This window comes from Vibrio sp. MM46 (assembly GCF_027587135.1).
In the GTDB taxonomy this organism is placed as follows: Bacteria; Pseudomonadota; Gammaproteobacteria; order Enterobacterales; family Vibrionaceae; genus Vibrio; species Vibrio harveyi.
The window spans coordinates 261,344-273,913 of record NZ_JAPPTO010000001.1 but is presented as its reverse complement, the minus strand read 5'-3'; the positions used below and the strand labels follow the sequence as shown (position 1 = coordinate 273,913).

11 protein-coding genes are annotated in these 12,570 nt (G+C 45.6%); 7 read left to right on the top strand and 4 right to left on the bottom strand.

Features of this window, described 5'->3' with window-relative positions; all coding sequences use genetic code 11:
* Positions 1-3 precede the first annotated feature (3 nt).
* The 3 genes from OH459_RS01225 to OH459_RS01215 all read left to right on the top strand — a co-directional run bounded on the left by OH459_RS01225 (position 4) and on the right by OH459_RS01215 (position 3,816).
* Positions 4-2,118 (top strand): type I secretion system permease/ATPase, encoded by a 2,115-nt coding sequence (locus OH459_RS01225; RefSeq protein ID WP_005450056.1) that lies wholly within the window; start codon positions 4-6, stop codon positions 2,116-2,118.
* A gap of 392 nt (positions 2,119-2,510) precedes the next feature.
* Complete coding sequence (locus tag OH459_RS01220) at positions 2,511-3,098, top strand: mechanosensitive ion channel family protein (protein ID WP_005450053.1); 588 nt, start codon at positions 2,511-2,513, stop codon at positions 3,096-3,098.
* A gap of 133 nt (positions 3,099-3,231) precedes the next feature.
* Positions 3,232-3,816 (top strand): flavodoxin family protein, encoded by a 585-nt coding sequence (locus OH459_RS01215; RefSeq protein WP_026000293.1) that lies wholly within the window; start codon positions 3,232-3,234, stop codon positions 3,814-3,816.
* Positions 3,817-3,878: 62 nt separating this feature from the next.
* Here the strand turns inward: OH459_RS01215 and OH459_RS01210 are convergent, their stop codons facing one another.
* Positions 3,879-5,504, bottom strand: a complete 1,626-nt coding sequence (locus tag OH459_RS01210; RefSeq protein ID WP_269984716.1) for an ABC transporter substrate-binding protein — start codon at positions 5,502-5,504, stop codon at positions 3,879-3,881.
* A 171-nt stretch (positions 5,505-5,675) separates the two neighbouring features.
* On the opposite strand from OH459_RS01210, the gene mpaA reads away from it, so the two are divergent.
* Positions 5,676-6,386, top strand: a complete 711-nt coding sequence (gene mpaA / locus OH459_RS01205) for a murein tripeptide amidase MpaA (protein ID WP_269984714.1) — start codon at positions 5,676-5,678, stop codon at positions 6,384-6,386.
* Positions 6,387-6,470: 84 nt separating this feature from the next.
* Here mpaA and OH459_RS01200 read toward each other — a convergent pair whose 3' ends face one another.
* A complete protein-coding gene (locus OH459_RS01200; protein ID WP_005450047.1) occupies positions 6,471-7,010 on the bottom strand; it encodes an outer membrane beta-barrel protein in 540 nt (179 codons plus the stop codon).
* Positions 7,011-7,165: 155 nt separating this feature from the next.
* Complete coding sequence (locus tag OH459_RS01195; protein WP_269984711.1) at positions 7,166-8,065, bottom strand: LysR family transcriptional regulator; 900 nt, start codon at positions 8,063-8,065, stop codon at positions 7,166-7,168.
* A gap of 92 nt (positions 8,066-8,157) precedes the next feature.
* Here OH459_RS01195 and OH459_RS01190 point away from each other — a divergent pair, with 92 nt between their 5' ends.
* A complete protein-coding gene (locus OH459_RS01190; protein WP_005450045.1) occupies positions 8,158-8,811 on the top strand; it encodes a CatB-related O-acetyltransferase in 654 nt (217 codons plus the stop codon).
* Between the two features lie 75 nt (positions 8,812-8,886).
* Here the strand turns inward: OH459_RS01190 and OH459_RS01185 are convergent, their stop codons facing one another.
* Positions 8,887-10,566 carry a DUF342 domain-containing protein gene (locus OH459_RS01185; RefSeq protein ID WP_085319663.1) on the bottom strand — a complete coding sequence of 560 codons (1,680 nt, stop codon included), beginning with the start codon at positions 10,564-10,566 and terminating at the stop codon, positions 8,887-8,889.
* 530 nt (positions 10,567-11,096) lie between these two features.
* On the opposite strand from OH459_RS01185, the gene OH459_RS01180 reads away from it, so the two are divergent.
* Together OH459_RS01180 and OH459_RS01175 are read left to right on the top strand one after the other, a co-directional pair.
* The gene (locus tag OH459_RS01180) at positions 11,097-11,615 is read left to right on the top strand and encodes a sigma-70 family RNA polymerase sigma factor (protein WP_005450041.1); all 519 of its coding nucleotides are present in this window, start codon (positions 11,097-11,099) and stop codon (positions 11,613-11,615) included.
* 1 nt (position 11,616) lies between these two features.
* Positions 11,617-12,555, top strand: a complete 939-nt coding sequence (locus tag OH459_RS01175; protein ID WP_269984705.1) for a FecR domain-containing protein — start codon at positions 11,617-11,619, stop codon at positions 12,553-12,555.
* The last annotated feature ends 15 nt before the right edge of the window (positions 12,556-12,570 follow it).

Here is a 12,570-nt window from a genome sequence, read left to right as displayed (position 1 = left end):
AGGATGAAAGACCCTTTACTGAACTCGCTCATTTACGTTAGCCGATACTACGGACTAGCCAACTCACCGGAAGCCCTGATTAACGGTCTTCCGCTCTCTGATGGCAAGCTTACCCCGTTTCTGCTACCAAGAGCGGCGGAAAGGGCCGGATTGGTTGCCAAGGAAAACCGCGCAGATTTAGACAAGATCTCTAGCCTAATTCTGCCGGCTATCTTACTTCTTAAAGGTGGTGATTCTTGCGTTCTCAATAGCATTAACGTTGAGAAGCAAGAAGCTGAAATCACCACCCTAGAAAGCGGAATGGTGCCTATCTCCATTCCTCTAGAAGACCTACTTGAGCAGTACACTGGTCGCTATTTTTTAGTTAAAAAGCAATTCCGTTATGACGAGCGCTCTCCCGAAGTGCTCAAAACCAAAGAAGGTCACTGGTTCTGGTCAACCTTGTGGCAATCTAAACGCATCTACCGCGATGTGCTTATCGCTTCTCTCCTTATCAACATCTTTGCTATCGCAGCACCAATGTTCACTCGCTTGGTGTATGACAAAGTAGTACCAAACCTCGCGTTTGAGACGCTATGGGTGTTGGCAAGTGGTATCTTCGTGGTGTTCTTGTTTGATTTCTTGCTCAAATCACTGCGTAACTACTTCATCGACGTGGCAGGTAAGAAATCCGACATCCTGATTTCCTCTAAGCTGTTTAGCAAAGTGATGGGCATCCGTATGGAATCCAAGCCGCCTTCTGTGGGTGCGTTTGCTCGCCACTTGCAAGAGTTTGAATCCATTCGTGAATTCTTTACCTCTGCCACGGTAAGTGCGTTGATTGACTTACCTTTCGCAATTCTCTTCCTGATTATCATCTGGTTAATGGCTGGCGACTTAGTATTCGTTCCTATGGTGGGCGTGGTGATTCTGATGATTCACTCCGCGTTGATCCAAGGTCCATTGCGCCGCTCGATTGAAGAAGGTTCACGTCTTGCTTCACAGAAATACGCTAACTTGATTGAGAGCTTATCTGGCTTAGAAACGGTGAAAATGCTGAGTGCACAAAGCCAATTCCAATACCGCTGGGAAGAAGCCGTTGCACACATGGCAAACTGGAACATCAAGAGCCGTCGTATCACCGACAGTATTCAAAATGCAGCAGGTTTTGTGCAGCAAAGTAGTAACGTCGGCATGATCATTTTAGGCGTGTACTTAATTGCGAATGGGGATCTCACTATGGGTGGTTTGATTGCTGCAACCATGCTAAGTGGTCGAGCGATTGGTCCTATGGTTCAGCTTTCTTTGCTTTCAACCCGATACAACCAAGCGAAGTCTTCGATGACCATCATTAATCAAGTGATGGAAATGCCAGACGAGCAAGAAGAAGGTAAACGCTACATTCACCGTCCTATCGTGCAAGGTAAGATTGAAATTGACCGAGTAACCTTCCATTACCCAGATGCACCAGTAGCATCGATTCGTGATTTGAGCCTAACCATCAATCCAGGTGAGAAAGTGGCGATCATCGGTCGTATTGGTTCGGGTAAAACCACGCTAGAACGCTTGATAATGGGTCTGTACAAGCCAACAGAAGGTCATGTGCGTATTGATGACACCGATATTGAACAGCTTCATCACGTGGACGTACGACGCAATATCGGCTGCGTACCGCAAGATTCGAATCTATTCTTCGGCTCGATTCGCGACAACATTACACTCGGTCGTCCACTAACCGATGATCGCGATGTATTAGATGCAGCAAACCGAGCGGGCGTCACAGCCTTTACTCAATCTGACCCAGCAGGTCTTGAGCGTCAGGTCGGTGAAGGTGGTGCGATGCTTTCAGGTGGTCAGCGTCAAGCGGTAACCATTGCGCGAGCGTTTTTAGGTCGCCCACCTGTGCTATTGATGGATGAGCCAACCAGTGCAATGGATAACCGTTCGGAAATGCACATCAAACATCAGTTAGCGCAGTTAAAACCAAGTGAGACGCTGATTTTGATTACACACAAAACCTCAATGCTCGACATTGTTGATCGCGTGATAGTCATGGAAAAAGGCAGTGTGATTGCAGATGGTCCGAAGGCGCAAGTGCTTAACGACTTGAAGCAAGGTAAGGTTCGCGCCGTCAGCTAGCACTAAACCGCACAAAAAAATCAAAGCCCCGTTGAACTGAGTGTTTCGCGGGGCTTATTTATTGAAGGTGAGTAAACCAAAATAGCCAAACTCTTCGAGAAGTATCCAAACCAACACAAAGCCAACAATGGCGACAAGTCCCATGATAGCCCTTTCATCTTCTTCCACACATCCCTCCACTTTCCATAGCGCAATCAACTTGTCTAGATTAGCAGCAGCGAACACAACAAAGAGCAAGGTTCATTACGTCTCAATCCGGAACTGGGATAAAGGTCAAAATTTGTTCAACATAAATCTCATTCCGCAGTGAAAATAGTTAATTACTTACGAGTCAAAATCGGCTATAACACGCGCCTTCTTAATATTCTCGAGTTGAAGAAATGAATCATTGGATGCATTTAGAGCAAATCAGTCAGTATTTCACGGCGGGCTCTATCGGTTATAAAGTGTTGATGGGCGTCATCATTGTGATCGCTTATCGCTTGCTAAAGAAGATCGCCAACCGCGCGATTCTGAATTTGGCAGAAGCTAAAGGCGTAAACAAAGCACGCTTGAGCTTTATTCAACGTTGCTTCAACGTCGCATTTTTGTTCCTGTTTGCTTCGCTATTCGCCATCGTGACCGGTATTGGTTATGGCGATGTGTCGCTATTCCTATCGTCTATCTTCGCGGTATTGGGGGTGGCTTTCATCGCTCAATGGTCGATTCTTAGTAACATAACGGCAAGCTTTCTGATCTTCTTTGTCTTCCCATATCGTGTCGGTGACCGAATTAAAGTCGTGGACAAAGACGAAGACATTAGCGGTGAGATTCAGGAAATCCGTATGTTCCATGTGTTGATCAAGCACGACAACGGCAACCTAATCACTTACCCGAACAACTTGATGCTCCAAAAAGCGGTACTCAAACTGGCGAAAGAGAAAGCCAAGGTTGAGGAGCCAAAAACCACCTCACGCATTTATACCCGCAGAAAGAAATAGCCCACTAAAAAGCCGATGTTTCAACATCGGCTTTTTGTTTCCTCGGTTTTTAAACACCTTCTTGACCTCAACCATGCTTGAGGTTTTAGCCTTATTCGCACGATTCAAGATCAACAATGAAAAAGGAACCATTGTGGCTAAAATTGCGATTATTTATTTCTCTAAAACCGACGTAACAGGTCAGCTTGCTCGCGCAATTGCCGCTGGCGCTGAACAACAGGGCATTGAACAGCAAGGTGGATTTGAAATTCTCTCTCATCGTATTCAAGGCAGTGAGATTATTGAGGGGCGTTTTGTGCACCCTAACCTAATGGATGAACTTGCTGAGTGTGATGCGATTATCTTTGGCTCTCCAACCTACATGGGCAGTGTGGCTGCGCAGTTTAAAGCATTTGCCGATGCAAGCAGTGAATCTTGGTGTTACCAAAAATGGGCAGGGAAAATCGCAGCCGGCTTTACCAGTGGTGGGGCTATGAATGGTGACCAATCTTGCACATTGCAATACCTACAAACGCTCGCTAACCAACACGGCATGATGTGGGTCGGCTTGGACAAGATCAGCAATTCTGGTGAGCAAAACCTTAATCGCTACGGTGTGCAAGGTGGCATTGTTGCTCAAGGTGGTGAAGATGGTCAGTTACCTCTTTCTGATCTCGCGACAGCCGAATATCTTGGCAAACGAGTCGCAATGCTAGTCAACAAGCTCTCCACCCGTTAAGAGAAAAGAAGCCCCGCAAGACACCTCTTCGGGGCTAGATTTTAGCACTGGTTGGTTAGGTGCTATTTCTTGATATAGAGGTCTTTCGAGTAAATACGACCTTCTACGTTGTTTTTGGCAAAACCACCCACCGTAGGGCGAACCAAACGCGCTTGCATGTAGTAGTAAATCGGCGCGATTGGCATATCCATAGCTAATAGTTGCTCTGCTTGGTCATAGAAACCTTGGCGCGCTTTTTCATCGGTGGCAGCCAATGCACTGTTCATCGCGCTGTCATAGGCTTCACTGCTGTAGCGAGCAAAGTTACCTGACGAGCCTGAGCGCAACAGACTCAAGAAAGTGGACGCTTCGTTGTAGTCTCCGCACCACGAGGCACGCATGACATCAAAATCCCCTTGCTTACGTGCGACCAGGTAAGATTTCCACTCTTGGTTTTCTAGCTCAACCTTGGCTCCCAAATTGTTCTTCAACATAGAAGCAATTGCCACTGCAATGGCTTTGTTGGACTCGCTGGTGTTGTACAGCAATTTGAAATCCAAAGGCTTACCGCTTCCGTACCCTGCTTCTTTCAACAGTTCACGCGCCTTTGCATCACGCTGTTTCTGCGTCCATGCGCTATATTCTGGCTGAGTTGCGTCAAAGCCCGCTGTGTATTGATGAGCAAATGTGTATGCAGGCAAGTTACCCACTTGAGTCACACCATCGGTGATCACATCACGCATGATGGAGTAAGAAACAGCTTTACGAACTCGCTCATCATCAAACGGAGGACGAGTGGTATTAAACGCATAATAGTAAGTACAAAGCAGAGGCACCGCGGTGTAAGCTTGTGCGTATTCTTTCTTCAGCTTTTGCGCCATGTGTGTAGGTACATCTGAAGTAATATCAACCTCACCCACGGCATAGCGATTGATCGAGGCATTTTGGTTTTCAAACGGAATATAGGTCACCTGAGTGAGGTGAGCGTCTGCGCTATCCCAGTAGTTTGGGTTCTTCTTCAGTTCAATACGCTCATTCACCACCCACTTGTCTAGCACGAATGCACCATTGCCAACAAACTGCTTAGGATCACTCCACGGTTTATTGCTGCTCTCAACCGTCGCTTTGTGCACTGGCATCATGGAGGTATGCCCGGTCATTGCGACAAAATAAGGCACCTTGCTATCCAGCTCGAAACGTAGCGTATGTTTATCGACAGCAGTCATACCGAGATTATCCAGCGGCTTCTTACCTTCCGCAACATCAGCAATGTTTTTGATCTTGGTGAGTTTGAGATACCAAACATTCGGTGATGCCGTTTTAGGATCCACAGCTCGGCGCAGCGAATAAACAAAGTCATCCGCTGTCACAGGATCGCCATTCGACCATTTCGCATCTTTACGCAGATGGAACACAAAAGTTTGGTTATCTTCCGTTTGCCAAGATTCTGCAACGCCGGGAACGATGTTGCCATCACGATCTTGGATGACTAAGCCTTCGAACAAATCGCGAATGATGTGCATCTCGGGTAAGCCTTCAGCCTTTGCCGGATCTAGTGTCGCTGCTTCGGCATCGTTTGCACGCACTAAATGTTGTTCAGATGCCAATTGCACGCCATCAGGTAGAGAGTCTGCAAACGCAGCTGCGGACAAAAATGGGGTCAATAAAGAGGAAATCACTAACGCTGTAGAATGCTTTTTAAAATCCATATCGTTCTTCGTTCTCCTAACACGTCTTTTGAAGCAAGTACCACAATTGATAATACAAGCATTGACGAACTTTAAGTGTTCGGTTTATACCCAAGTAATCTCAAAGTGCTAGTTTTAGCAACCATAACTTGAGTGATATCCAAATACTAATCGAACAATCAGGAGATTACGGTGAGTCTAATTCCAAGAACGGAAAGAGCGGCTTTTTTAATTTCGCCGATATCATATGGAAAATCGGTGTTGGGCGCGCCATTGCTGTACTTCCCTGCGCAAGTAGAAAGTAACTCCCGAGGTTTGATTTTAGCAGGCACACACGGTGATGAGACAGCGTCTATCGCAGGGCTATCTTGCGCGCTGAGAAGTTTGCCCGCTGAAGATTTAAAGCATGACGTTATTTTATCGATGAACCCAGACGCCAACCAGTTGGGTACACGAGCAAACGCCAATCAAGTCGACTTAAACCGTGCTTTCCCCACACAAAATTGGACAGAACACGGCACCGTCTATCGTTGGAGTTCACACACACCCGTGAGGGATGTCAAAGTCAAAACAGGCAGCAAAAAAACGCTTGAACCCGAAGTCGACGCATTAATTAACCTGATTGAGCAACGTAATCCAAAGTTCGTGGTCTCTTTTCATGAGCCCCTTGCGTTTGTTGATGATCCAGCCCATTCAGTGCTGGCGAAGTGGCTTGGAGAGCAGTTCAAGCTACCGCTCGTCGATGACGTAGATTACGAAACTCCGGGATCATTCGGAACTTGGTGTAACGAGCGCGCATTGCCATGCATTACGGTTGAACTACCCGCGATCTCTGCTGATCTGACAATTGAACAGCACCTAGACGCATTTATCGCTCTACTGCAGCACCAACCAGACTTTTAATTTCTCATCAAGACGTCAGTTTGCTGTTGCATACGAATAATAGAGGGGGAACAGGGGACACAAAATGCATGTCCCCTCTAAGAATTAGAACTTGTAGCCAACTAGAAGGTTAGAAGTTGTTGCATCGATACCAGCAAAATCTACAACTGAGATTTGAGCATCCAACGTAATTCCATTTTGGAATACGTAACCGCCTTGCACAGCGAAACCAGTCGAAGAGTCTGAGTCACTAACTGATGTGTATGCGTTGTACACTGTCGCTTCCGTATCAGTAGCAGCTAGACCACCCAAAATACGCCAACCGCTCATGCTCTCATAACCAACCATAAGGTTTGCTTGCGAAGCCTCTACATGCGCACCTAGATAGCCGATTGATGCACTGTCTTCAACGATGGTTGGAACATAAGAACCAGCGATCACAAGACCATTGTTAAAAGTGTACGAAACACCGAAAGATACACCGCTTTCCGTCGCCGCTGTAACATTATCAAGGGAAGTCATTGCGTAGCCAATATTTACACCAAAACCAGAACGGTCGTATGAGGAGCCTTCAATTGTTTCTGCAGAAACAAAAGTTGAAGTGAAAATAGTAGCTAACGAAAGAGCAACAATTGAACGTGTCATATAATAAAAACCCAAATATGCGTGCGATGCACTGAAACGATATTCACAAAACGTGATATTTAAGGGGTGCGAATTATAGGCAACAAGTTGCTCCCTTCAACTAAACTCACTTATTGTTACCACAACATGTTGTTATTGAACAAAAAACCACCGAATCATCTATTGTTTTTAAAAAAATCAATAAATGCTCGTGTTCGTTTCGGTAGATGTTCACGTTTAGGGTAAAGCAGATAGAGTGGAAGTATTGCTTTAGTACGCCAATCGGGGAGTAAAGTGACAAGTTGCGCTCGCTCTTGGGGACTCAGTTTTTCTAGTGCAAACTCATCCAACATCGCGACACCGCAACCAGCTACTGTCGCATCAAGCATCGATTGGACAAGATTAAAGCACAACACGCTGGATAACGTGACCTTAATGTCTTGTTGAGTTTGCTGATGATGAAAGTGCCATGTATCCAGATTCAATTCAGCATTGCGATAGGTAATGTGCTCTAAAAGATGCAAATCTTCTGGTGTGTTTGGTGATGGTTTTGTCGCTAGATACGCTTTGCTCGCGAATGGTTTACAGTGTAAAGAACGCAGATGGTGTCCGACATACCCTTCAGGGGGTGAGTCGGTAAAAAAGAACGCAAGATCAAACCCAGACTCAATCAAATCGAGCGGTGTCTCAGTGAAAATCACCTCAAACGTAACGTCGGGGAACTGCTGACGAAATGCAATTAATGAAGGGTTGAGTAACTCCGCACCAAATGAGGCAGAAGCAGCAATACGTAAATGCCCAGCAACCTTATCGGTCTCCATCACTTGTTCATTAATCTGTTCCACATTTTCCATTAAGCCTTTCACTTGGTGGTAGAAACGCTGTCCATCATAAGTAAGGTTAAATTGTCGCGTGGTGCGTTGGATAAGCTGAACAGAAAGTATCGCCTCCAACTGCCTAAGTTGACGACTCACATGGGCATTGGAGCAGCGCAGCTTTTTAGCCGCACCAGCAATACTTTTCTCTTCGCACAGTGAAATGTAAATCGGTACGTAACTGAGCCAGTTTATTTCCATATAGTAATTATGAATCTCTAAAATCAACCTACTGGAAATAATAGAAAGGCTCTACACTGCGCACAACTTAAATTTTTGCATGGAGAATACAGATGAACGCTTTCGATACTTGGCTGAAAGGGCAAATCATTAAAGATCATGTCACCAACCCAAACATTGAAGTGGGTGAATACAGCTACTACTCCGGCTTTTACCATGGCAAAACTTTCGAAGATCAGGCTGTTCGTTATTTGATGGGCGACAGTGTGACACAACACGAATGGCAAAACGGCGCATATGGCGAAGTCGATAAACTGATCATTGGGAAATTTTGTTCGATTGCCTCTGGTGCGACTTTTATGATGGCGGGTAATCAGGGACATCGTATTGATTGGATTTCCACGTTTCCCTTTTCCCCAGAAGAGTTTGGCAATGGGGTACAAAGCGGCTTTGAGCGTGCCGGCGATACCATTATTGGCAACGATGTCTGGATTGGTAGTGAAGCCATGATAATGCCGGGCGTGACAATCGGTGATGGTGCAGTGATTGGTGCGCGTTCAGTGATCACTAAAAATGTCGAACCGTATTCCATTGTGGTTGGTAATAATCATGTGGTTCGCCTGCGCTTTGATGAAGAGGCGGTATCGATGCTACTAGAAATTCAGTGGTGGGATTGGTCAATTGAGCACATCAAACAAGCGATGAAAATCATGTGCAGTGGTGACGTCTTCGCATTAGGTGACTACTACCGTGAACACATCGCTTAACGACTTAGCATTGGGTCTGATTTGTTAAGGCAAAATGAAGCGAAAGCCCAGATAAATGGGCTTTCGTTCCTAAGGTTAAACAGCAGCCAGGTCTTCTTCTTCCAAGGTTGCTGAGACTTTAATCTCGTATTGATTAAAGCTAAATACACAGCCGCCATGGGTACGTTTGGTGGTGACTTGCTCATCACCAAATTGAACCGTCACCCGCGTAAAGACTCGGTCAGTTGCTTCAACAATATTCTCTGCTAATGCGACTTCGAAATCTTGTTCAGTTTGCTCAAGCTTCTGCCTTACGTCTTCCAAACGAGTGTTATTTTGCGCCTTCAATACTTCTATCTGCGCTTGCTCTTCATCCGTGCGCTCTGCTTTAGGGCGTTTCTTAAACTCAAGTTCCTTTCGGATAACGTCCATGGTGCCTTCTTGCGCGGATTTATACTCGTCTTTTAGATTTGCAATACGTTCCTTAAAGACAGAATAATCTGCAAAGGCTTCAACCTTGGTCGCCGTATCTCCCTCTACACCCAATTGCGAACAGGAAACCTTACTGCCCACTTTTGCATCACCGCCACTTAAAGTGCCGTTCTTGCCACTGGCATCAAGCACGATTAAATTGCGCCCACAAACAATGTCATTGTTCATGCTATGGACAGCAAGTTCTATGTCTTCACCAGATTGCAATTCACAATATTGGGCATAACTGGCACGAATCGATGTTTTGGTGCGCACATGGCAGCTTTTTGGCTGACCATCGCTCACTGTATGACCAATGATGCCCTTAGCAACTTGAATATCCCCTTCAGCTTGTACATCGGCAGATTCAATAAAACCACCCACTGTAATTGAGCCCGTCGCTTTCACTATCATGCCCGATTCGATGTTCCCGCCAATGATGACGTTACCTTTAAATTTCACGTGACCGGTGTTTACTCCGACACTATTGAGGCAAAGTGCATTGTCGACTTCGATGGTTTTTTCTTTGATCAGTGGTGTACCTGAAACAGATGCAAGCAGAAGGTTTGGATCAGACTTGCTGATTTCAGTGCCTTTACCGGGTTTAATTGGACTGTCTTTGCCCGCTTGTGGCGGAATAACGCGCCCTTGAACGGTGAAGCCCGGGATGCCTCTGGTCGCCGGAGTACGGCGCATCACTTCATCCCCAATATCGACAGCGATGGTTTCACCTAAATTGCGTAGATCGATTTTGTCACTAGAGGATTGACCTTCTTTCGGCTTAAGGATGCGCTTGGTGATGTCTTTAACAAGTGGCGTGAAGATAGCGTCTTTGCCTTTAACAGGTTGCTTGCCAACCGCAACAGCTTGGGTGAAGGTTTCTCCGGGTTTTAGCTGTGTACTGACAACCAACACTTTTTTCAACGCAAGTTTATTGATGCCTTTGGAAACACGAGCATGCGCGAGTGCTTGAACAATTTCAGGACCTCTTAGTCCTCGTCCTCCATAAGCGCCCGTCACATTCATGCTGGCAAGCATGTCATTGTTGGAGAGTTCAACTTCCACCTGAGCGTTTTTGATCTGTGCAATCACGATCCCTTCATAGGCTTCTGATTTACGTTCACGCGCGCAATTAATGAATCGCACCACCTCAGTTTCATCGACAAACGCTTTGTCAGCTTCCATCATCTGAAGCTGCTCAGGCAATTCCTTTTGATTTAGCTCACCTCCGAGATCCACATCTCCCGGTAAGCGGGCAAAAACCTTTGTTTTATCTTCTGACCACTCCAGGCATATCTTCCACATAACCAATCCATCTGCTACCCATCACCACCTTCAGTCTAACCAAAATCATTTTCTGAACAAACCTCTCAATTCTAAGAATCAGGCTCACATCACTAAAGCATTAACAGGCTCAAAACTCAGGTATATAAAGCATTGAGCATAAAACTCATTTCAACAAAGCCATCTTAGACAAAATGCAATTTGGTTTAGAAAAGGTCATAAAATTGATTTACCTCCAGCCGTTTTCAAGCAAAGAAAATAACGAAAAGAGTTTTCTCAATACCGAATCAACTTCGACAATAGAATATTTCTTATATAGCTCAGAAAATCTTGTATACGGTCGTTTTCTTCTACCTGTCGCGCTGGCAACACCCTGGTTTATTCACATCTTTTTTTACTTTTAAAGTCATTGATTTAGTGACGATAGTCTTATCATTAATAATTTTTATAAATTTTTCCTCTGGAACCTATTTATTTTTCTGTTATATTCCGCCAACTGTCGTAATGATAATTATTATCATTACTGTTAGTTAGGGAAGGAGTATCAAATCATGGCGGCTATCAGTTCAGCAAGCGCAGCTCGTATCGGTAACATGTACCAAGAGCACCACAGTTGGTTATCTGTGTTTATTAAACGTCGTTTGGGGTGTCCTGAAGCAACTGCCGATTTAGTTCAAGACACTTATTTAAGACTCCTTACCCGAGGCAAATTACCTGAAGCGAAAGATTCGAGAAGATACCTTACTCATATCGCAAAAGGTTTGGTCATTGATCTTTACCGACGTCGTCGAATCGAAGCCGCTTACTTAGAACTCATCGAACAAGAACCTGTAGAAGTCGCTGGCTCTCCTGAAGACCAAGCTGTCGTTGTGCAAGCTCTGGTCGAAATTGATGCCCTTCTGCATCGTTTACCTCTTAAAGCTCGCCAAGCACTTTTGATGCGCCAATTGGAAGGCAAGAGCTATAAAGAAATCGCACTCGCACTCGACGTGTCAGTGTCTTCTGTCGAGAAATACGTAGCGAAAGCACTGCAGGGCTGCATGATGACCATGCTGAGTGAGAACGAGTAACATGGAGCAAGTTTCTCGTGAATCCATCGAGCAAGCCTCTCTGTGGATGGCGCGCTTGTGGGCCGATGACGTAACACAACAAGACAGAGATGCCTTTGATAGCTGGAGAAGCGCCCACCCTGATAACGCTTATGCTTGGCAGCAGTTAGAAGAGCTACAAAGAAAGTTTACTGGTATTCCAAACTCCCCGATTAGCCGCAAAGTGCTTGCTCCAAAACAGCGTGGTTTGAACCGCCGACAAGTCTTGATGCTTGGTGGCCTTTCTCTTGGCACGTTAAGTTTGATGATGTCTACTCATAGCTCTCTTCCCAATGGTGCGGAGTACACTACAGCGACGGGTGAGGTGAAAGACATATTGCTTTCTGATGGCACTCAAATGGCAATGAACACCGCCACCCGCGTATTTGTCGACTTTAACCAGCAAGAACGACGTTTACACCTGCTTGAAGGTGAGATTATGGTCACCAGTTCTCACCATCTCACCCCTTTCCATGTCACTACTCCGCAAGGTCGAGTCGTACCAATAGGCACCCGTTTCACCGTACAAAAACGAGACGACGATACGCTAGTTTCCGTTTATGAGGGCGAAGTAGCACTCTACCCTTTACTTGGTATGGGAGCACAGCACTTGCTTGCTGGTGAAAACGCCCACTTTACGCAACGTGAAACCTCGAACATACAAAAGAATCTCAGTGACGACGCCCTATGGTTAGAACAAAAAATCATGGCACAAGGGATGCCACTCACAGAGTTTATTACGGAGCTAAGTCGATACCGTCGCGGTATTCTCTCAGTCGATCCACAGTTGTCCTCTTTGAAGCTCACCGGGGTATTCTCGACAAAAAACGTCGACAAAACGCTTTTTAACATCAGCCAAATATTACCAATCGAAATCCGCTATCGGACACCAATGTGGGTCAGTGTGAAAGCAAAACCATAAAAAAAATTACGGATT